The 20,216-nt window shown below is 65.3% G+C and carries 18 protein-coding genes; 11 read left to right on the plus strand and 7 right to left on the minus strand.

Annotation, left to right across the window (positions count from 1 at the left end):
* Positions 1 to 2: 2 nt before the first annotated feature.
* Genes FOS14_RS07470 through FOS14_RS07485 form a run of 4 tightly spaced genes read right to left on the minus strand, consistent with a single transcriptional unit; the run spans position 3 to position 3,643 of the window.
* Complete coding sequence (locus tag FOS14_RS07470) at positions 3 to 623, minus strand: DUF1707 domain-containing protein (protein WP_143769673.1); 621 nt, start codon at positions 621 to 623, stop codon at positions 3 to 5.
* Between the two features lie 19 nt (positions 624 to 642).
* On the minus strand, positions 643 to 1,263 hold the full coding sequence (locus FOS14_RS07475) for a response regulator transcription factor (RefSeq protein ID WP_143769884.1): 621 nt from the start codon (positions 1,261 to 1,263) through the stop codon (positions 643 to 645).
* A gap of 33 nt (positions 1,264 to 1,296) precedes the next feature.
* Positions 1,297 to 2,454: a MacS family sensor histidine kinase gene (gene macS, locus FOS14_RS07480; protein WP_143769674.1), complete on the minus strand. Its 1,158-nt coding sequence runs from the start codon at positions 2,452 to 2,454 to the stop codon at positions 1,297 to 1,299.
* Positions 2,417 to 3,643 (minus strand): AI-2E family transporter, encoded by a 1,227-nt coding sequence (locus tag FOS14_RS07485; protein ID WP_143769675.1) that lies wholly within the window; start codon positions 3,641 to 3,643, stop codon positions 2,417 to 2,419. Before FOS14_RS07485 ends, macS begins: the two co-directional genes overlap by 38 nt.
* Before the next feature lie 81 nt (positions 3,644 to 3,724).
* Here FOS14_RS07485 and FOS14_RS07490 point away from each other — a divergent pair, with 81 nt between their 5' ends.
* The 5 genes from FOS14_RS07490 (at position 3,725) to FOS14_RS07510 (ending at position 9,133) form a co-directional block, all read left to right on the plus strand.
* The gene (locus FOS14_RS07490) at positions 3,725 to 5,221 is read left to right on the plus strand and encodes an adenylate/guanylate cyclase domain-containing protein (protein ID WP_185981663.1); all 1,497 of its coding nucleotides are present in this window, start codon (positions 3,725 to 3,727) and stop codon (positions 5,219 to 5,221) included.
* Positions 5,222 to 5,256: 35 nt separating this feature from the next.
* Positions 5,257 to 6,390, plus strand: a complete 1,134-nt coding sequence (locus FOS14_RS07495) for a YbhN family protein (protein WP_255450146.1) — start codon at positions 5,257 to 5,259, stop codon at positions 6,388 to 6,390.
* Positions 6,391 to 6,565: 175 nt separating this feature from the next.
* Positions 6,566 to 7,117: a YceI family protein gene (locus tag FOS14_RS07500; protein ID WP_143769677.1), complete on the plus strand. Its 552-nt coding sequence runs from the start codon at positions 6,566 to 6,568 to the stop codon at positions 7,115 to 7,117.
* A 65-nt stretch (positions 7,118 to 7,182) separates the two neighbouring features.
* On the plus strand, positions 7,183 to 7,563 hold the full coding sequence (locus FOS14_RS07505) for a DUF3054 domain-containing protein (RefSeq protein ID WP_143769678.1): 381 nt from the start codon (positions 7,183 to 7,185) through the stop codon (positions 7,561 to 7,563).
* A gap of 70 nt (positions 7,564 to 7,633) precedes the next feature.
* Complete coding sequence (locus tag FOS14_RS07510; RefSeq protein ID WP_143769679.1) at positions 7,634 to 9,133, plus strand: peptide MFS transporter; 1,500 nt, start codon at positions 7,634 to 7,636, stop codon at positions 9,131 to 9,133.
* 35 nt (positions 9,134 to 9,168) lie between these two features.
* Here FOS14_RS07510 and FOS14_RS07515 read toward each other — a convergent pair whose 3' ends face one another.
* Together FOS14_RS07515 and FOS14_RS07520 are read right to left on the minus strand one after the other, a co-directional pair.
* On the minus strand, positions 9,169 to 10,824 hold the full coding sequence (locus tag FOS14_RS07515; protein ID WP_143769886.1) for an NTF2-like N-terminal transpeptidase domain-containing protein: 1,656 nt from the start codon (positions 10,822 to 10,824) through the stop codon (positions 9,169 to 9,171).
* A 322-nt stretch (positions 10,825 to 11,146) separates the two neighbouring features.
* Entirely contained in the window at positions 11,147 to 12,916 is a 1,770-nt protein-coding gene (locus FOS14_RS07520; RefSeq protein ID WP_143769680.1) for a penicillin-binding transpeptidase domain-containing protein, read from the minus strand.
* Between the two features lie 101 nt (positions 12,917 to 13,017).
* On the opposite strand from FOS14_RS07520, the gene FOS14_RS07525 reads away from it, so the two are divergent.
* Complete coding sequence (locus tag FOS14_RS07525) at positions 13,018 to 13,569, plus strand: hypothetical protein (protein ID WP_143769681.1); 552 nt, start codon at positions 13,018 to 13,020, stop codon at positions 13,567 to 13,569.
* A gap of 214 nt (positions 13,570 to 13,783) precedes the next feature.
* On the opposite strand, the gene FOS14_RS07530 is transcribed toward FOS14_RS07525, so the two are convergent.
* Positions 13,784 to 15,835 carry a CocE/NonD family hydrolase gene (locus FOS14_RS07530; protein ID WP_143769682.1) on the minus strand — a complete coding sequence of 684 codons (2,052 nt, stop codon included), beginning with the start codon at positions 15,833 to 15,835 and terminating at the stop codon, positions 13,784 to 13,786.
* 133 nt (positions 15,836 to 15,968) lie between these two features.
* On the opposite strand from FOS14_RS07530, the gene FOS14_RS07535 reads away from it, so the two are divergent.
* The 5 genes from FOS14_RS07535 to FOS14_RS07555 all read left to right on the plus strand — a co-directional run bounded on the left by FOS14_RS07535 (position 15,969) and on the right by FOS14_RS07555 (position 20,190).
* Positions 15,969 to 16,652: a TetR/AcrR family transcriptional regulator gene (locus FOS14_RS07535; RefSeq protein WP_143769683.1), complete on the plus strand. Its 684-nt coding sequence runs from the start codon at positions 15,969 to 15,971 to the stop codon at positions 16,650 to 16,652.
* 238 nt (positions 16,653 to 16,890) lie between these two features.
* Positions 16,891 to 17,517, plus strand: a complete 627-nt coding sequence (locus tag FOS14_RS07540) for a TetR/AcrR family transcriptional regulator (RefSeq protein ID WP_143769684.1) — start codon at positions 16,891 to 16,893, stop codon at positions 17,515 to 17,517.
* 28 nt (positions 17,518 to 17,545) lie between these two features.
* Positions 17,546 to 18,649 (plus strand): oxygenase MpaB family protein, encoded by a 1,104-nt coding sequence (locus tag FOS14_RS07545; protein WP_143769685.1) that lies wholly within the window; start codon positions 17,546 to 17,548, stop codon positions 18,647 to 18,649.
* A 161-nt stretch (positions 18,650 to 18,810) separates the two neighbouring features.
* Positions 18,811 to 19,104, plus strand: coding sequence for a winged helix-turn-helix domain-containing protein (locus FOS14_RS07550; RefSeq protein ID WP_143769686.1), 294 nt, complete (start codon positions 18,811 to 18,813; stop codon positions 19,102 to 19,104).
* A 288-nt stretch (positions 19,105 to 19,392) separates the two neighbouring features.
* The gene (locus FOS14_RS07555) at positions 19,393 to 20,190 is read left to right on the plus strand and encodes a crotonase/enoyl-CoA hydratase family protein (RefSeq protein WP_143769687.1); all 798 of its coding nucleotides are present in this window, start codon (positions 19,393 to 19,395) and stop codon (positions 20,188 to 20,190) included.
* Positions 20,191 to 20,216 lie beyond the last annotated feature (26 nt).

The following is a 20,216-nucleotide window of genomic DNA, read 5'->3' on the forward strand; positions in this document are numbered from 1 at the left end:
ATTCACCCCAGCAGGCGGCGAAACGTCGAACCGAAGGGGTACTTGGCGGTGATCGAGCCGAACCGCAAGCGGCCGAAGACAACCAGATGCAGCGGGCCCATCGGCGGCCCGGTGCGAACCCGGTTGTCGGCGCTGGCGCCCATCAAATGCAACGCGTTGAGGTTGACGGTTGCGGCGTCGGGAACGATGAGCGTGATGCCGCTGCAGTAATCGTCAACGATGATTTCGACCACCTGCGTCTGCATCACTGCGGCTGTGAAATCCAGGGTGACGCCGCAGAGCCGGCTGTTGAGGTACAGCCGGGGCGGGACATTCCACGGACCCTTGCGGGTCACGCTGGACAGGCGTCCGCGAATCACGGCGTCGCCGGTGATGTCCGAAACGGGACCGGCCGCGCGTGGCGCTTGCGACCAGGTCTCCGCGGGGCCGTCACCGATCAACCGCATTCCGGGCAGGTCGACGAGTACTGAATTCAGCTCACCGCGGGTCTTGGCGGCCAGCGCAGTGTCCATTCGTTCGGTGAATTCACCAAGCGACAACATGCCCTGGCCCACCGCGCGCTGCAGTAATCCGCCCACGTGCTCACGTTCGGCGTCGGACACTCGCATATCCCGTGCCTGCATGATGAACAGGATAGGAGGTCTACTCCAGTCCCTGCTCGAGCGCGTAGCGCGTGAGTTCCACGCGGTTGGCGAGTTGCAGTTTGCGTAACGTCGCCTGGACGTGGTTCTCCACGGTGCGATGGCTCAGCGACAGCCGGGCAGCAATCTGCTTGGCCGTGAGCCCCTTCGCTACCAACCGCAGCACCTCCGTTTCCCGGTCGGTGAGTGCTGGGCCGGATTCGTTTGGAGTACTAGCCATTCGCCGATATTCGCCGAGCACGAGGCCGGCGAGGCCCGGCGTGAAAACGGCTTGCCCAGCTGCTGTTGCCTGCACGGCGGCGAGGAGTTCTGCCGCCGATGCGCTCTTCACCAGGTAGCCCGTGGCGCCAGCCTTGACCGCTTCGAGGACATCGTCACGCTCGTCCGAGGCCGAGAGCACGAGAACGCGGCTCTCGGGCGAGGCGGCGAGCACCTCTCGAGTCGCGGTGGCGCCGTCGCCGTCGGTCAACCTCATGTCCATGAGCACCACCTGCGGCCGCGTGGCTGCGGCGCGCCGCATCGCGGTGTCGACGCCGTCGGCGGTGGCCACGACGGACATCCCGGCGTCGGCGAGATCTCTGGCCACGCCGTCACGCCACATCGGATGGTCGTCGACGACCATGACGGTGATGGGGCTACTCACTTGCCGCGCCTTTCACGTATTGGTTCGGGGCACTCGCAGTTCCCATTCTGTGCCCCCACCCGGTTCGCTCGTCACGGTTGCCGTGCCGCCGAGCGCGTCGACGCGCCCGATGATCGACTTGGCGATACCGACGCGACCCTGCCCGCGGGCCTCCGCGATCCGCCCGGGAGCCATGCCGACCCCGTCGTCGCGCACGCTCACGATCACCTCGCTGCCCAGATCCTCCAGCAGCACATAGGCTTTCGCCCCGGGACCGGCGTGCAGCTCGACATTCGCCAGCGCCGCGCCGACTGCCGCCGCGATCTCGCCGCCCACCCATCGGCCCACCAGAACAGGCTCTCCTGGGGTCGAGACCACAACCGCCGAACTTGCCTGGCTACGCAGGAGCCCACCCAGGTCGATGGCAGTGTCGGCCATGGCCACGCGCGTGCCCTGCTGGGAGATCAGTCGCCGCAGAGCTACCTCCTGCTCGCCTGCCTTCTCCGCCAGTTCCGCGGCCGCGCCGCCAATGTCATTGCCACGTCGCCGCACATACGCCAGTACTTGCAGGACGCCGTCGTGCACCTCCCGGGCCAGCCGCTCACGCTCGGCGGTCGCGGCGGAAAGCCGGGTGGCGCGCTCGAGCTGGCTGTGCGCGCGGCGCGCGGTGTTGGCGGCCAGTCCGATCGCCAGTCCCACCGAAATCAGGATCGGCGCAGTGGCGTCGGCCCACAGGTCGAACTCGAGACGGCTTCGGACCACGGCGCTGACCGCGGCTATCACGACTCCCGACAATGCGCCCACGAACGGGCCGCCCAGAATTGCCGCGGAGACAACCGCATTGGTCGCCCACAAGGTGGTTGGGAACGTCTGATGGGTGCTGTACCAGTCGTGTTCGGCCACCGCGCGGGTGGCGATCATCAATCCGATGACGACCACTTGATCCGCGGCCACCAAATAGCGATAGGGCAGGAAGTTACGAGTGAATGCCATCGCGCAGGCGCCCGACCAGATGGCCATCACGGCGATAAAGAGCCAACTCAGCCGCGGCCGCGTGTAGTTGCTCACCGCCACGAACTGGTACCCGACGGCGTAGCCGAGAGTGAGCAGCCGAAATACTCCGGCGGCGCGCCAGAGTGGGGCCTGGACGCCGTCAGTCGCGAGTGCCGACCTCACCGCGCGCCTTGTCATTCTCCGGTTCCGGCTCGGGCTCGGGCTCCGGCTCCGGGTTGGGATCGCCCGCCCGTTCGTCTGGGTTATCGGGCTCGGCCGTGTACATCGGTTCGGCGGCCGCCTTTTGCTGCTTGCGGAGGATCTCCTCAGGGTCCTCGGCCAACAGCGAGCGCACCGCCGTGTTTGCCATCGCTACCAGCGGCACCGCGAGCAGACCGCCGGCGATCCCAGCCAAGACGATGCCGGCCGTGATGGACAACACCACGGCGAGGGGATGGATTCGCACGGCGCGGCCGAGGAACAACGGTTGCAGCACATGCCCTTCGAGCTGCATGACCGCCACAATGATGCCGAGCGTGATCAGCGCGGTGATGAAGCCCTTGGTCATGAGCGCGATGAACACGGCGATGAACCCCGTCAGGAAGGCACCGACGATCGGGATGAATGCGCCGATGAAAACCAGCGAAGCCAGCGGCAGTGCCAGCGGCACCCCGAGGATGGCCAGACCGGCACCGATACCGATGGCGTCGACAGCGGCCACGGCGACCGTGGCCCGCACAAAGCCGACCAGCGAACGGAAGGCGGCACGTCCGGCGATCCGCACCCGGCGCCGCGCCGACGTGGGGAAGATCCGGGTGACGAACTCCCAGATCTGCGCGCCGCCATAGAGGAAGAAGATCAGGATGAACAGCGTCAGGAACGCGCCGGTGAACAGTTCGCCGATGGTGGTGGCCGTCGCGATCGCGCCACTGGTGATGGAGTCCTGGTGGGATTGAATCGTTTTCACCAGCGAATCACCCGCGTGGTCGATCTGCTCCTGCTTGAAATGCAAGGGGCCGTGGGTGAGAAAGTCCTTGATTTGGTCGATGCTGTGGGTGAATTGATCGGTCAGCCCGGGCAGGCCGTCGATGAACTGCTGCACCACGAACGTGAGGATGCCGGCGAGCACCCCGATCGATCCGAGGATCGATACGAGCACCGCGAGCGATCGCGGCAACCCATGGCGGTCCAGCCAATCCACCAGCGGCACCAGCAGCGCGGCCGCCAGCAGCGCCAGCGCCAGTGGGATCATCACCGTCCAGAGGCGCAGGATCACGTGCCCCAGGACATACACTCCAGCTGCCAGCACCAACAGGCGCCAAGTCCACTCGGCGCCGACCCGCACCAGCGGATGCACCGAGTCAGCAGCTGACCGATTCGTACTCATTGTCGCGAGCCTAGTGCTCCCGCGCCGATCATCGGACACTGCGAACCGCAGTACCGTTAAATTGTTGGGGTGTCAGCGCCCATGGAAGCCGTCCGACAGACGTTGCACACGCGCTGGCCGCTCTATGTGACCTCGATGCTCGCCGCCAATGGGTTCGGCGCCGTCCTGGTTTATGCGTTCATTCGGCACGGCCTGCCGGTTCCCGAATCGGCGACGCTCGTGCAGGATCGCGACCAGAATCTGATCGCCTTCATGGTCTTGCTGGGCGTCGGTGGCGCGATCAGCCTGGCCTGCTCCGCACTGATGCTCAAACCCGTGGTCCGATGGCAATTGCGCGGCGGTCCGCCGAGCCGGCGCGAGCAGATGGCGACGCTGCATGCGCCGCTGCGGCAAGCGATCGTGCACCTGGTGCTGTGGCTGATCGGTGGCACCACGTTCGCGGCGCTCACCATCTCCGCCACTCCCGAACTTGCTGCGGCCGTTGTCATTACGATCTGCATGGCCGCCATCGTGGTGTTCGGCTTCAGTTACATGCTGGGCGAACGGATTCTGCGTCCGGTTGCGGCAAAAGCGTTGAGCGAGGCCGAGTTCGACCGGACGCTCACGCCGGGCGTCGGCACCCGCATGGCGATGACCTGGGGCCTGGGCACGCTCGCGCCGACCTCGGCGATCGTGCTGCTGTGCGTCACCCAGATTTCGACCGACCTGCAGTTCTCCTCCCGATCGTTGGCCATCGCAATCCTGCTCTTGTGCGGCGTCGTGATCCTGCAGGCCTTCGCCCTGTCCATGCTCACCAGTGCGAGCATTTCCGACCCGATCAGCCAGCTGTCGCGCGCGATCGAACGGGTCCAGGAGGGCGCTGACGACGTCCAGGTCGAAGTGTTCGACGGCAGCGAGATCGGCCGGCTGCAGGTGGGCTTCAACCGCATGATGGAGGAGGCGGCCGAGCGGCGGGTGCTGCAGGAGCTTTTCGGCCAACACGTCGGTGAGGATGTGGCGCGCCGCGCTTTGCAGTTCGGCACCGAACTCGGCGGCGAGACCCGCTTCGTCGCAGTGTTGTTCGTCGACATGGTCGGCTCCACCGCCGCGGCCGCCGAGCGCCCGCCGGCCGAAGTGGTGAGCCTGCTCAACGAGTTCTTCCGGGTGGTGGTCGAGGTGATCGACCGCCATCACGGCTTCGTCAACAAGTTCGTGGGCGACGCGGCCCTGGCGATCTTCGGCGCGCCGCTGGACCGCCCGGACGCGCCGACCGCCGCGCTGGCCGCGGGCCGGGAGTTGCGGGTCGAGCTGGAGAAGGTCGCGGGTCTCGACATCGGCATCGGGGTCTCGGCCGGGCTTGCCGTTGCCGGCAACATCGGCGCCGCCAACCGGTTCGAGTACACCGTGATCGGTGATCCGGTTAACGAGGCATCGCGGCTCACCGAGCTGGCGAAGGACCGGCCGAGCCGGGTGCTCGCGTCGGCGAGCGCACTGTATTTCGCGGATGCCGAGGAACAGGCGCACTGGGAACTCGGTGACGAGGTGCAGTTGCGGGGCCGGCGCCGCAAGACGCACCTGGCCTGGCCCATTCAGGATTAGGGATGGGGCGCAGGCGGTTGGTTAGGCTACAGCCTGTGGCACAGCTTGGAGCGGATCCGCCGGCTGCGCGCGTGCAGCGCCGACGCGGCCGTTTCTGGTGGCTCAAGTGGGTCGCCGGTGCCGCGCTGCTTGCGCTGCTGATCGGCGAAGCGGTCTATCTGTGGCCGCGCCTGCACGAGTCCTGGCGCGCGTTAACCGAGATTCATTGGGGCTGGGTGGCCGCGTGCATTTTTGCGCAGGCTTTTTCGCTGAGCGGCTACGGCCGGATGCAGAAGCAATTGCTGCACGCGGGCGGGGTGTCGGTGAGCCAGCGCCGGTCGGTGTCGGTGATCTATGCGTCGACGGCCATGGCGGTGACGCTGCCCGCCGGTCAGGTGTTTTCGACCGCGTTCACCTACCGCGAGACACGACGCTGGGGGGCCAGCCCGCTGGTTGCGTCGTGGCAGCTGGCCATTTCCGGCGTGATCGCCGCGGCCGGACTCGCGTTGCTCGGCGTGGGCGGCGCTGTGGTGGTCGGCGGCCGGGTGAGCCCGTTTACGCTGATCGTGTCGCTGGGCGGCGTGATAGCGCTGATCTGGGCCATCCGCTATGCGTCGTCGCACCCGAACTCGATCGAATCCGCGGTGCGCTGGGTGTTGCACAGATACAACACGCTACGCAAGAACGCTCCCGAAACCGGCATGGACCGGGTCCGCGAGGTGCTGGATCAGCTCGAGTCCGTCAAGCTCGGCGCCGCCGATGCCGCGTTGTCCGGGGTCTGGGCGTTGATGCATCGGGCCGGCGACGTGGCGTGTCTGGGTTTGGCGTGCATGGCCATCGGCGGTGATCCGACCTGGTCCGGCATCCTGATTTCGTTCGCGGTCGGCAAGGCCGTGGGCACTATTCCGTTGGCTCCGGGCGGCCTGGTGCTGGTCGACGCGACTTTGATTGCGACCCTGACGTCGGCAGCGAGCCTGACCGCGCCGGAGGCGGTGGCCGCCGCCTTCGTCTACCGCGGCGTGAGTTTCATCCTCGTGGCCATCGTCGGGTGGATCGTCTTCCTCTTCCTGTTCCGGCGGCACCAACGCGAGAACCTGAAGTTCGACGTCGAGATGGAACGCCGTGAAGTTGGGCGCAGCGAAAGCGAACGCCGGGCGTCGAAGCGGCTGCGGGGCGAAGGCATCAGCTAGAGACTCCAAATCCCCTGTGCGTGTTTTTTCACCGCCCGCGGTGAAAAAACACGCACAGGCTACGCGAGTGGCTGCTGTGATGCACATCACGAAACCACGGGGAAGCATTCGGACCGCAGTCCGGTTAAGCTAGTTGTAATTGAGACTTCAATTAGATCATCGAAGGAGCAACCACATGGGCGCCAAGACTGCCGTACCGACTCTGACCGCTGGCACATGGGCGATCGACCCCAGCCACTCGCAGATCGGCTTTTCCGTTCGGCACCTGATGGTCAGCAAGGTTCGCGGCCGGTTCACCGACTTCTCCGGCAAGCTCGTCATCGGTGAAGACGGCACCGCGCACGCCGAGGCTGAGATCAAGGTCGACTCGGTGACCACCGACAACGATCAGCGCGACGCGCACCTGCGTACTCACGACTTCTTCGGCGCCGAGGAGTTCCCGACAGCCACTTTCAAGTCCACCGGCTTCCGCGTCGACGGTGAGGACTTCGTCGTCGACGGCGAGTTCACCATCCGCGGCGTGACCCGACCGGTCAGCCTCGAGGTCGAATACCTCGGCACCAGTGCCGGCATGGGCGCCGGCGAGGTTGCCGGCTTCGAAGCGAAGACCGTGGTCAACCGCAAGGACTTCGGCATCACCATCGAGATGCCGATGGAAGGTGGCGGCGTGGTGATCGGTGACAAAATCAACCTGACGCTCGCCGTCGAGGTCGTCAAGCAGAGCTGACCGGACCTGTGAACACCCGCACGACACTGAGGTTGTGCGGGTGTTTTGCGGTTACCGTCAAGGGCGTGAAGAAGCTACTGCCGGCGTTCGCCGTCGACCTCGTCTTGGTGATCATCTTCTGCGCTATCGGTCGGCGCAGTCACGAGGAGGCCAACGCACTTGGTGGACTCGTGCATACGGCATGGCCGTTCGTCGCGGGATTGATCGTCGGCTGGGCAGCGGTCGCCGCGGCCACGCGAGGCGCTTTCGACGGCTCATCCCTGGTGCCAGTAGGTATCGCGGCCTGGGCCGGAACTCTGGTCGGCGGCATGGTCTTGCGCGTGATCAGCGGCCAGGGCACCGCCGTGACTTTCATCATCGTTGCCGGCGTCGTGCTGGCGATTTTCTTGATCGGCTGGCGGATCGCGGCAACCGTTCTGGCGCGACGGCGTGCCGCGACGCGGTAGCCCCTACTTCGCTCGCCACACAGACATAGTTGTCGATCGCGGTCTCTCCAGACCCGAATAGGCTCCCGATATGAGTGAGCAGACCGCGGCACCACCAAAGCCCCGCCAGCGCACCTTCTTCGGCCAACCGTTCGCGTTGGCGAACCTGTTCGGCGTCGAGATGTGGGAGCGGTTCAGCTTCTACGGAATGCAGGGCATCCTCATCTACTACCTATACTACACCGCCGCCCAAGGCGGCCTTGGCATTTCGGAGTCTGCGGCAGCAAGCATCGTGGGCGCCTACGGCGGCACCGTCTACCTTTCGACGATCATCGGCGCCTGGATTTCCGATCGCCTGCTCGGCGCGGAGCGGACGCTGTTCTACAGCGCGGTCCTGATCATGTTCGGCCACATCGCTCTTGCCATCCTGCCCGGCCTGACCGGCGTGGGCGTCGGGCTCGTTCTGGTCGCGGTCGGCAGCGGCGGGCTGAAAGCCAACGCGACGTCCATGGTCGGCGAACTCTACGACCCACCGGACGATGAAGATCCCCACGCGGCCGAGGAACTCGCCAGCCGCCGCGATGCCGGGTTCTCCATCTTCTACATGGGCATCAACCTCGGCGCGTTCGTCGGCCCACTGCTGACCGGCCTAGCCCAGGACAAGATCGGCTTTCACGCCGGATTCGGTTTGGCCGCAATCGGAATGGCGCTGGGGCTGATCCAGTACACCGTTGGCCGCCGATACTTTCGCGGTATCGGTTCGCGCGTGCCCAATCCGCTGCCGGCAGCCGAGCGAATCCGATGGGTACTGATCGCCGCGGTCTCGGTGATTGTCATTGCGGCACTGGTCCTCAGCGGCGTCCTGACCGCGAGCAACCTGTCGAACGTGGTGGTCGGCGCCACGGTCGTCGCCGCCGTCGGGTATTTCGCGGTGATCCTGGCCAGCCGACAGGTGAGCGGCGTGGAGCGCAGCCGCGTCGTCGCGTTCATTCCGACGTTCATTGCCAGCGCGGCGTTCTGGTCGCTGTATCAGCAGCAGTTCACCACGGTGGCGGAGTATTCGGATCAGCGGCTGAACCGCAATGTGTTCGGGTGGGAGTTCCCGGCGTCGTGGGTGCAGTCCATCAACCCGGTGTTCATCATCGTCTTTGCCGGTATTTTCGCCGCGATGTGGACGAAACTCGGTGAGCGCCAGCCCAGTACACCGATCAAGTTCGCCATCGCCAACATCATTATGGGGCTGGCGTTTCTGGCATTCCTGCCGATCTCGGGTGGTGGCGCAAACAGTGCTCCCCTGCTCGCGCTCGTCGGCATTCTGTTGCTGTTCACCTTCGCGGAATTGCTGCTCTCCCCAGTCGGCCTGTCGTTGGCGACGAAACTGGCGCCCAACGCCTTTCAGACGCAGATGGTGGCCCTGTTCTTCCTCTCCGTGGCGCTGGGCACCGCGATGGCCGGCAGCCTCGCCGGCCGCTACAACCCGCACGACGAGGTCCCGTATTTCACCTGGATCGGCCTCGCGTCGGTCGCGGTCGGCGCGGTCACCGCAGCTCTTTCGCCGTGGATCCGCAAGCAGATGGCCGGCGTTCACTAGTGACGCTGGCCCTTCCCTGCGAGTAGGGGTCCTCCCTACGCGCTAGGGTGCGCCAGCGACCGGAACATCCTTGTCACCACTTTCGCTGCCTGGTCGCGGCTGTCGGCGTCCTTGACATAGACGGCGAATGCCAGATCGCCCCGGATCCCGACGAACCAGCGGTCCTTGCCGCTCGCGCTCGAGACGCCGATGACGTCCTGATAGTCGCGCACTGGTTCGGACTCGGGCGCGGACAGCCCGTCGCGGAGCATGGCGCGCAGTCGCTGCGTGACGTCGGCGCGCAAGGGACCGAGGGGCGCGTCGGTGCTGGCCGGCCGGCCCTTTTCGATCATCGGCACGGCGGTGCCGCCACGCGCTATCGATGCGGCCAGCATCGCCAGCCCGAAGGGGCTCACGGTCATCGGCGAATTGTTGTGCGTCGCAGTGAGGCCTTTGCCGCCGCCGGGAACCGCTCCCGTCACTTCGTTGAATCCAGGGATCTTGTAGTCGACACCGACGCCTAGCTTTTCGCCCTCCGCAGCGATGTCGCTGGCGGATACCTTGTCGGGCGTGGTTCCCTTTTCGACCGCCGCCGCGGCCTTGAGCAGGTCGGCATTGGATCCGATCGGATACTGGCCGGTAAACGCGATCGGTCCGATCTCGTCGGCCTGATTGTCCTGCGCCGCCGCCAGCACAGCCCCGGTCGACGGCTGGATCGCGACAACAGCCGACGGCGTCGCCACACTCACCGCGGCGTCTTCGGCCGCCAACTGCAGTTTGGGATCGAGCGTGGACGCGATGTCGGGTCCGGGCGGACCTTGGTAACCGGCCATCTGCCTGGGCGGTGCACCGTTGGGCTGCGTCATCTGCACGGACCAGCCCGCCGTGGCGTCGCGGTTGGCTTGCCACGCATTGCGCAACCCGTCGAGGATCGGCGAATCGATGCGGCGGTCCGTCGTGATCAGGCGAGGCTGCTTTTCCACGACCACGCCGGGGATCGATTCGAGTTCCGGGCCGAGGATGGCGAAATCGTCGTCACGCAGGCTGACGGCCGTGATCGGCTTGCCGCGGGCGACGACGAGTTGCTGCATCAGCGACTGACCGGTGATCAGCGGCGCCACCGGTTCGATCGCCTTGGAGACGGCCGCCGTGGACGTGGCCGGATCCGGCATTCTGGCAGGGTCGAGAGTGATCGCGTTGATGGTCTGTTCGGCCATCATGACGTTGCCGGTGGCGTCGAGCACCCGCGGCGGCGGCGCGTCGGTGCGCACCAACTGCACCGTGCTGCCGTGGCCGAGCCCGGGCATCACGACCGAGGGGTCCCAGGAAATGCGCCAGCCGATAGCGAGCTTGCGAACGCTGCCCTGAACGTCGTAGGACCAGTCCTTGTTTTCCCCGAAGTGCCAGGCGGCGTTGAGGGTGAAGAAACCGGACTGGTCGTCGAGACCGATGAACTGGGAAACCTTGTAATCGAGTGATTGCGGATGCAGCCCGTCGAACATTTGCTGAATCGTTGCGGTCGCTGCGTTCGGATACGAGGTCAGGGATGCTGCCCCGGCCACGTCACGACTGTCGAGCGCCTCGGTGAACTTGTCGACCAGCGCTTCCGGCTCGCTCGGTCGGTCGATCAAACTACATGCGCCCAGTCCGGCGGCCAGAATGGTCGCGGTCCCCAACGCGACCGCGCACCTGGCCTTCGTCCGGCGCGACATCCGATTCCCCACGGCGACATTCTCCAGTCTTGCCACCATCGCAACAAGCACGTTCACGAGGGCGATGCAATCATGACCACGTCGGATGGCGCACCAACACGCCGAGCCATTTCGAGACCGTTATCTGCTCCTCGACGAAGAGTTACCAGCCTGTGCCCCGGCATTTTTCGCGATCGAACCGCAGAACTCCTTGCCCGCGGCCTGCTTTCCAGACCGATCACTGCCACCCCATCGGTAACACCAGCCTCGGAACTGCCGCGGAAAATGCGAGCTGAGTCACACCACTTGTTTGCCGGATCGTTATGGTTACGACGGCGATTCACTATGGATTAGCCCGCAGAAAGTCACCGGCCGCCAAGACGGCAGGCGTCGAGCTCCCGGCATCAGCGATAAAGACCGCAAAAGCCAGATCTCCACGAATCCCGACAAACCATCCGTGCGCGTCATTGCCGGCGCCGGATTCGGCGGTGCCCGTCTTGCCCAAGACATCGGGTATGTCGCGAAGTTGCGTGGCCGTGCCCGCGGTGACCGTTTCCCGCATCATCGTCCGGATCTCCGGCGCGATGCCGGCCGGCAGTGCCGCGGGCAGTGGCTTCGCGGTGGTCGATTGGCCCTGGATCAACGTCGGCATCGGCACCGAGTCGTGCGCGATCGTGGCGGCGACGAGCGCCATGCCGAACGGGGAGGCGGTGACTTTCCCCTGGCCGATGCTGGCCTCCACTCGGGCGGCCGCGGTCGGCGCGTCGGGCACGTTGCCGGTCACCGTTGTCGCGCCCGGAATGGTGTAGTCGGAGCCGAGGCCGAGTTGGCCGGCAGCCTTGGCGAGTGCGTCGGAGGGCAAGTCGACGGCGAGTCGGGCCATCGTCGTGTTGCACGACTTGGCGAACGCGGTGTGCAGCGGTACCTGACCGAGATCGAAGTTGTCGTCGTTGGGGATCGTGCGCCCCTCGATGTCGGCACTGCCGGGGCAGGCCAGCACAGTGTCCGGCGTGACCTTGCCGGCCTCGAGGGCCGCGGTGGAGGTGACGATCTTGAACGTCGACCCGGGCGGATAGAGGCCGGTCAGGGCGATCGGCCCGTGTGCGTCGGCGGCATCGTTCTGGGCGATGGCGACGAGGGCGCCAGTCGACGGCGTGATTGCGACGATCGCGGCCTGTTGCGGCAGCTTGGCGATGGCAGCGCGGGCAGCCTTCATGGACGCGATGTTCAGGGTGGTGGTGATGTCCGGGGTCGGCTTCGGATCCTGGCCGGTCAGCGGCGTCGTCGAACCGTTGGAATGCACGGCCTGCACCGACCATCCGGCGCTGGCCTGGTGTTGGGTCTGCCAGAGATCCGCGAGACCGTTGAGAGTTGGCGAGGCCAGGTCGCGATCGGTGGTCAGCAGCCTACGTTGTTTGCTGAGCGTGACTCCCGGTTGTGCGCGAAGCGCGGCCTCGATGGGCGCGATGTCGTTCTCGCGCAAGGTGACCGCGGTGATGGTCTTGCCGGCTGCGAGTTGGCCGGTAAGCGATGGCGCGGTGATGCTCGGCACCACCGGATTCAACAGCGCCGCAACGGCTGTCGCGTTGGCCTGTGGTGCGAGGTTGACCAGGGTCACTACCTGTTCGGTCATCAGTTGCGCGCCGGTGTTGTCGAGTATCCGGGCAGGCGCGGCATACGTCGAGATGAGCCGCAGCTTGTCCCCGGCACCTAACTGCGGCACGAGAATCGAAGGCGCCCAGGTGATTTTCCAGTTGCCACTGCTCTGCACGGCTTGTGCGGTGCTGGTGAAGCGCCAATTCCGTTGCGGAGTGCCGAGATTCCAGTCCACCGCGAAGCTGACCTTGCCGGTTGGGTCGGCGTGGGCGACCGCGAAGTGCGTTTGCTTGGTCAGCGCGTCGAATGCCTGGCTGATGGTGGTGCGGGAAGCGGCCGGATCGGTCGTCAGGTCCGCGGCGCGCTGGGCGTCACCGCTATTGAGCGCGTCGGCGAATTGCTGGGCGACGGTCTGGGGCTGGTCTTCGCTCTTGATGCAGGAACTCAGCAGCGCAACGAGCAACAGGCAAGCGGCGAGCAGGACGGGAATGCGGCGCGACTTCACCAGACTCGGCACAACTGACGATGATGCCGCAACGCCGGTTCGTTAGGTATTGCGGACTGTTTGTACGTGCGTAATCTTGTAATCATCATTACAACGCAACATGAGGAGTAGCCATGATGTGCGCAACCCGCGGCCGCGGATTCGGACGCCCGGGCGGGTGGCAACAGGCCGATGTGCCCGATGCCTCCGACGCCGCAGACTGGTTCGCCGGCCGGCTGCCGGACGATTGGTTCGCCGGACCCGCGAACGTCGAAGTCGACCGGGAAGAAATCGTCGTCACCGGCGAACTGCCGCAAACCGAAGAATCCTCCGAGTCGAAAACCGCTGGCCGCATCGCGCGGTTCCGCGAATCCACCCGTTCGGCCCGCATGCAGATCGCCGACGAGGCAGAGGCTCGCTACGGCCGAAAGGTCGCTTGGGGTGTGCGGGTCGGGGACTCGACCGTCATGTTCACTCACCTCGCGGTACCGGTGATGACGCGGCTGCGTCAGCCCGAACGCAAGGTCCTCGACACTCTCGTCGACGCGGGCGTAGCCCGCTCCCGCGCCGACGCGTTGGCCTGGACCGTCAAACTGGTGGGCCAGCACACCGAGCAGTGGCTCGACGAACTTCGGGAGGCGATGCGCAAGGTCGACGACCTGCGGGCAGAAGGTCCTGACCTGTAAGCCGGCCGGTGCCGCATGATGTGCTTGTGACAGTACCGCCGCAATCGGCGCATCCACGGCGTCTCCGGGGTTCTGTGAGGAATTTTCCGACGATGCCGACACCGCCGCAACGCTTCCCGCGTGATCGTGCTGTGATCGGCAGCGGTATCGGCGCCTGGCGCGCCCAGCAGCAGCCCAGCCCACAGGTGTCGGTGTCGAGATGGTGGCAGACGCGTCACAGGGGCCGGTTCAGTGGGAGATTGACCCAACTGGGCGCCTGTGGGTCGAGCACCAGATGTTGGGGTTTGAGTTGGGATTCAAGGAGCAGTGCCGGGATCATCATGCCGCGCGGGAAGTTGGCGGCGTAGATGTCCACCCGCAGACGATGCCCGGGTTGCAGCACGGCGTCGGTGGGAACCAGGGCGATGTCGAGGGTGGTTGGCTGGCCGGGAACGACGGGTTGGCGATCCTCGAGAGTCAGCACGTGGAACGGGGCGGTGTAGTCACCGTCAGCGGAACGCTGGCTGCGGCCGTCGTCGACCTTGCGCAGCGACGCGGTCAGTTGCCCGCTGGTCAGGACGCTCGAGTTGCCGTCGGGGGCAACATCATTGAGGGTAGCCGACCAGTATCCGTCGGTGGCGTCGAGGACGGTGTTGAGGTGCACGTTCACCGGGCCGGAGATCAGTGTCGGGGCGGCGACGGGTCTACCGGTGAAGGTCAGGGCGGCGACTTCGGCGGTGCGTGAGTCCTTGTAGCAGGCGTCGATGATCTGCAGGCCGAAGAATCCTGCGGTGCCCTGCACCCCGTCGCGGGAGCAGATGGTGGACAGCCCCGGCGCCGCGGTGAGTGTCGTCCGGTCGGTCGGTGGTGCCGAACCGAGCGAGCCGTCATGGGCGACCGTGCCGGTGGTGCCGCTCGGGTCGGCTGTGAGGTAGTGGCGGGTGTAGGTCATACCGGGGCGTGGGAACCGGTCGGCGGTGGTCCAGTTCCCGCCCTGCTGCCACATGGTGACCGGGCTGTAGCGGTCGATGCCGTTGTCGATGTCCTTGAGCCATTTGTCGAACCAGGCCCGCTGCAGCACGTCCACACGCGGTGGCGCACCGGGTGTGCCCAGGCCGGAGGTGGCATCGAGGTGGTACCAGTCGCCCATGATCAGCTTCTTGCTGCTGGTCGGCAGCGGAATCTCCTGGATGATTCTCGGTTCGGAGTTGGCGAAGATGTCGTGCCAGCCACCGATCACAAATGTCGGTGTGGTGATCCGTTCGGGATGACCGGTGAGACCGGTGCGGAAGTAGCCGTTCGGGTCCAGGTAGCTCTTCAGGTTGGGCGGGATGTTGTCGACGGAGGTGACGGTCAGGGCTTGCAACATCGTGTCGATGAAGGTGATCGGGCTCGCCACCCGGTCGGCCAACCATTTCCAGTCGAACCGTCCGGTCGCGATCGAGGCCAGGTCGGGAATCCACTTGCCGATGTTGATCAGCGCCGCCCACGCCGGGACGAAACCGACATCGAATCCACCGCCGGGTGCGACGGTGTCACGCAGGAGGTCGCTGCCGGGCACGATCGGGAAGATCGCCTGTAGGCCCGGCGCATGGTGCTCGGCCGCCTGTAGCTGGTTGATCGCGGAGTAGGAGATGCCGCTCATGCCTATCCTGCCGTTCGACCACGGCTGCTTGGACGCCCACTGCACGACCTCGACGGTGTCCTGTTGTTCCCGCTCGCCGAACGCCTGCCACACGCCCTGAGAAAATCCGGTTCCGCGCACATCAACGACGATCTGGGTGTAGCCACTGCGGACCAAGTTAGGGTCGGCGGCGAAGGTCCGCCCGACGCCGCCGGACAGAGCCCGGATCTGTTCGCCCAGGCCCGACAGTGGCGTCCCCCGCAGATCGAACAGGTCGAACCGGTTCATCAATGTCACGAGCGCGTCGTAGAGGACAGGGATCGACACCGCCGAGGTGGCCAGCATCGATGCCAATTTCGTGTAGGGCGTCAGATTCACGATCGTCGGCAGCGGGGTCTGCACGATCCGGCCCGCCGCGTCCATCGGCCGGTACACGTTGGCCTTCAGCACGGTGCCGTCGCTCATCGTGATCGGCACGTCCCAGTCGATGTGGACGCCCGGATACTGTTGCGGGCCGTCCTCGGTCGCGGTCCACCGCGCACCGTCGGCCCCGCCGGTCGGATCCGCAGACGCTACCGGGGTCACGCTCATCCCGACCGTCACCGCGGCCGCCACCACCGCCGCAACCATCTGCCATATCCGAATCGACAAATGTGCAGCCATGACCCGGCCCCTTACTCGCTGAAGAAAACATTCGCGTACCCAACTAGTCGGGTACAGTAACGTTTGTCACTGTGGATGGCAATCAGTGGGCGGTGCCATAGCGTGGATCAGCCCCGAATAACGGAGTTCGCCGATGACTGTCGAGACCGCCGAGATGGGTCTTTCCAGTGCCCGCGCACGGTTGCCGCACGGACCGCACCGGCTCACCCGCGCCGAGGTCGCCGAGTCCCAACGTCGCCGGCTGTACAGTGCGATGCTCGAGGCCGTCGCCGAGCGCGGCTACAACGCCGTCACGGTCGCCGATCTCGTTGCCCGAGCGCAGATTTCGCGTCGAACGTTCTACGAGCTGTTCGATTCGAAAGAGGAATGCTTCGCCGCTTCCTTCGAGGTGATCATCAAGATTGTGCCGCGCCGCCTGACCGCAGCGATCCGATCCGCGGGACAACTCGAATGGCGTGACCTCATCCGCGCATCTCTGGCCGCCTACCTCGACTTCCTCGCCAAAGAACCCGCGATCGCCCGCGCACTGCACATCGAAGCTCTCATGGCCGGTCCGTCGCTCGTCGACTACCGCAAGCGCATGATGGCGATCTTCGCCGACCGGATGCGCGACGCCCGCGACATCGCTGTACGACACGGTCAACTGACCGGTCAACTACCCGACGAGGTCTACGCCTTCCTGATCGGCGGTATCGACGACCGCATCCGCGACTGCTTGCAGACCCACGGACCCTCAGCCCTGCCCGCACTCGAACCGTCGCTGACCTCGATCGCCTCGACACTCCTGGCCAACGGAGGCGACCTGAACACGCCATAGGGACTTCGTCGTCGACCAACTGTCGCGCTGCGCGGTTTGTGAACCCAGCGGCTTGTGTGGGCTGGTACGGCCGAGACCGCGTGCATTCGTAGCCGAGCCGGGCTTTTTAACTAGATAGCCCATGCTGGCAATGCCGATTCCTCAATTCCATGAGCCGTACAATGTCTTTACTGGAATGGAGATCTGGTAAAGTGCGTTTGGCCGACAGGCATGCAGTGCCCGGGGAAGGAGAGTGAGGATGGCAGTCGATATCCAGCCACGCGCTTCGGGGGACGACGCCTACGCCAACCGTGCGCAGAACCTACTCAAACGCATGGCGATCGAGGCGACCGTCGAACTCATCCGAACCGTCGGTTGGGCCAACATCCGCATGACCGACATCGCCGCCAAGGTCGGGGTCAGCAAGCCGACCCTCTACAAGCACTTCGGTTCGAAAGACCATCTGGCGAGTGTGTACCTCGACCGCGAGATCGACGGAATGATCGAGGTCGCCGCGGCCGCGCTCAACCGTTACCCGGATGACCCGGAGCGCGCGCTGCGCGAGGGCCTGCGTTCTGTCATCGAGTCGTTCAGCTCCAACCCGGTCCTGCGGTCCATACTCGCCGATGACGCCGCCGCGGCCCTGCTTCCGCTCGTGGCGACGCACGGCCAGCGGCTGCTGCGGCGCGCTGCGGACGCTTTTGCGCCGATCCTCAACAACGCGATCCCCGGGCTCGACCCCGCCGACTCGCGTGCCTTCTCCGACGCGATGGTCCGCATCCTGATCTCCCACGCGGTCCTGCCGTCCTCGTCCGTCGACGACAGTGTCGACCTGATTTTGCGCGTCACCGTCCCCGTCCTGAGAACCCATCGACCGACCAAGTAACCAGCCCCTCAACGCCGAGAGGAACACAATGATCACCCTGCCGAAAATCACCCGCGAGCAGTTCGCGGCCGACCTCGAACCAGCCGCCGACTACGGCTTCTTCGGGCCAGGCTCGGTGACCTGGAAGGTCTGGAGTTACCCGACCTCATACATCCTCGGGTTCGTCCGAGCGGTCACGATCGAGCACCTCGACCCGAACCTGACTGCCGCGGTCGTGGAGTCAGGGGGCGTAAAGTATCGCCCGCACACACGCTACGGCCGGACCCTGCGCTACTTCGCAATGGTCGCATTCGGCGCCACCGAACCGACGGCAAAAGCTGCCGATGTCCTGGTGAAAGTGCACTCCAAGGCGATCGGCACCGACCCGGTCACCCAGCATCGCTACGACGCGAACAAGCCGTCGTCGCAGCTGTGGATCCACATGACCGCCTGGCACTCGATCCTCTACTGCTACGAGAAGTTCGGCCCGGGCCGCCTCTCCCCCGAAGAGGAGGCGCAATTCTGGGAGGAATGCGCCCGCGCCGCCGAACTGCAGACCATCGACCCCGACACCGTGCCCCGCACCCGTGAGGACGTCATCAAGTACTTCGACGATTGGCGCCCCCATCTCTGCGCATCGGAAGCGGCCCGGGACATGGTCGACTTCATCCTGCACCTCGAGGTCGCGCTCCCGCCGGACCTGGCGAAGTGGCAGAAGACCGCGTTCCTGCCGATGTCGCGGTTGATCGCGCTCGGGGTCATCGCCACGTACCCGCAGTACATGCGCGATCTGTTCGGCATCAGCCAGAGCCCGGCTGTCGACCGGCTCATCACGCCGATCATCAAGAACCTGCACACGCTGATCGACCGATCGTTGCCCCTGAAGTTCTGGCTCATGAACTTGCTCGCACCGCAGGCGGTGCCAGTCGCCGCGCCCGCAATCCTCGGCATTCCGGCCGTCAACCCGATCACTATGACCCCGCGCGAGGCCCAGCAGAAATACGGCTTCGACATCCCCAGCGAGGCGCACAAGCGTATGCGCGCCAAACAGTACGACCGTGTCTTCAACAAGGGGCTGGCACCGAGCGACGACGGATTGCTGGAGTCCGAGATCCACATCGGAAACATGAATCCGGCCGAACGCAGCGCCTGAGACCCGAATTCCAGTGCCGCGTCAGCCTAGGGTGTGCCCGCTGTGGGCGCCACGAATACGGAAGTAACGCAACGGTCGGTGCCCTGCCGCCCAGCCTCGCCATCGCGGCTCGTCAGCGAACAGGGGACAGACGTGATGCTCGCCGAAACACGAGGTAGCCGGTGTTGAGTCTGGATGCGCACAACAGCCGGGTGGTGTACGGGAATTCCGCGATCAGGTTGAGTCGCCGCGAGTTCGATGTGTTGGCGCTGCTGGTGCGGCATCGAGGCCGGACTATCGACAAAAACGAAATTCTGCGTCGCGTGTGGGGTGATTATTACGAACCGAACATCGTCGAGGTCTACATCAGCTATCTCCGCCGCAAAATCGATGTGCAGTTGGGAACCGAGTGCATCCACACCGTGCGTGGGATCGGCTACCGATTCAGCGACACCCACCTGCCGCCGGCGCCCTGACATGGCTCGTTGCCGGTACCGTGCGTCGCCGACACACCGCGTGCATCGATGGGGCGCCCGTGGGGGACGCGGCGATGAGCCGAAGTCATCGCTCCACGACATGGTCGCCGTACGCGGTGCCGCGGACCCGTGACCAACTGTGCGCGCCGTACAAGGCATCGGGACCGTAGAGGCGGTCCTGCGGGCGTCGATGATCGTCGAACGCCTCCGCGACGAATACGAAACCGCACGAATGAAGCTGGCGCGACGGCCATCTGCGCACAACAAACGAAAGGTAAGGCTCGCCAAGTGAGCGAACGCATCACCCTTGAAGTCGTCGATGGCATCGCCTATGCGACCCTCAACCGCCCGGACAAGATGAATTCCCTCGACTTCCCGCTCATCGAAGCGCTGGCGTCGGTGCCGGCGAAGATCGCCAAGGACAAGTCGATCCGGGTGGTCATCCTCAAAGGGGCGGGTAAGGCGTTCAGCACAGGAATTGATTTCGCCACGTTCAAGGACACCAAGAAGACCCTCACCAGCTTCGCGAAGCTACCGACCCAGACCACGAACCTGTTCCAGAAGTGCAGCTGGCAGTGGCGGGAGCTGCCGGTTCCGGTGCTCGCGGTGACGCACGGTCATTGTTACGGCGGTGGTATTCAGATCGCTCTCGCGGCCGACTTCCGATTCACCACTCCGGACTGCAAGTTCGCGGTCATGGAAGGCCGTTGGGGGCTGATCCCGGACATGACCGGTTCAGTGACCCTGCGTGAACTCCTGCCCATGGACCTGGCCAAGCGCCTCACGATGACCGCCGAAGTCTTCAACGGAGTCAAGGCCAAGGAATACGGCCTTGTCACAGAGGTCAGCGATGACCCGATGGCGAGCGCGGAGGCGCTCGCCAAGGAGCTCATCCAGCGTTCGCCGGACGCCCTCGCCGCCACGAAAAAGCTCTTCCACCAAACCTGGACCGAGTCGCCGCGCTCGGCGTTCTGGACCGAAACCGTTCTTCAGGCGCGACTACTGACCGGCAAGAACCACCGCATCGCGCGGTCCGCCGGGGCGAAGAAGGAACCGCCGACGTGGGTCACCCGAACTCTCGACTGACCAACGTAGGAGCCGCCAGAAATAAC

It is taken from the genome of Skermania sp. ID1734 (assembly GCF_007489285.1).
Taxonomy (GTDB): domain Bacteria; phylum Actinomycetota; class Actinomycetes; order Mycobacteriales; family Mycobacteriaceae; genus ID1734.

Coding starts and splice junctions, on each gene's coding strand:
- macS (WP_143769674.1), bottom strand. CDS start 2,454: ATGACAAGGCGCGCGGTGAGGTCGGCACTCGCGACTGACGGCGTCCAG.
- FOS14_RS07490 (WP_185981663.1), top strand. CDS start 3,725: ATGGAAGCCGTCCGACAGACGTTGCACACGCGCTGGCCGCTCTATGTG.
- FOS14_RS07510 (WP_143769679.1), top strand. CDS start 7,634: ATGAGTGAGCAGACCGCGGCACCACCAAAGCCCCGCCAGCGCACCTTC.
- FOS14_RS07500 (WP_143769677.1), top strand. CDS start 6,566: ATGGGCGCCAAGACTGCCGTACCGACTCTGACCGCTGGCACATGGGCG.
- FOS14_RS07530 (WP_143769682.1), bottom strand. CDS start 15,835: ATGGCTGCACATTTGTCGATTCGGATATGGCAGATGGTTGCGGCGGTG.
- FOS14_RS07525 (WP_143769681.1), top strand. CDS start 13,018: ATGATGTGCGCAACCCGCGGCCGCGGATTCGGACGCCCGGGCGGGTGG.
- FOS14_RS07475 (WP_143769884.1), bottom strand. CDS start 1,263: ATGGTCGTCGACGACCATCCGATGTGGCGTGACGGCGTGGCCAGAGAT.
- FOS14_RS07535 (WP_143769683.1), top strand. CDS start 15,969: ATGACTGTCGAGACCGCCGAGATGGGTCTTTCCAGTGCCCGCGCACGG.
- FOS14_RS07540 (WP_143769684.1), top strand. CDS start 16,891: ATGGCAGTCGATATCCAGCCACGCGCTTCGGGGGACGACGCCTACGCC.
- FOS14_RS07470 (WP_143769673.1), bottom strand. CDS start 623: ATGCAGGCACGGGATATGCGAGTGTCCGACGCCGAACGTGAGCACGTG.
- FOS14_RS07515 (WP_143769886.1), bottom strand. CDS start 10,824: ATGTCGCGCCGGACGAAGGCCAGGTGCGCGGTCGCGTTGGGGACCGCG.
- FOS14_RS07545 (WP_143769685.1), top strand. CDS start 17,546: ATGATCACCCTGCCGAAAATCACCCGCGAGCAGTTCGCGGCCGACCTC.
- FOS14_RS07485 (WP_143769675.1), bottom strand. CDS start 3,643: ATGAGTACGAATCGGTCAGCTGCTGACTCGGTGCATCCGCTGGTGCGG.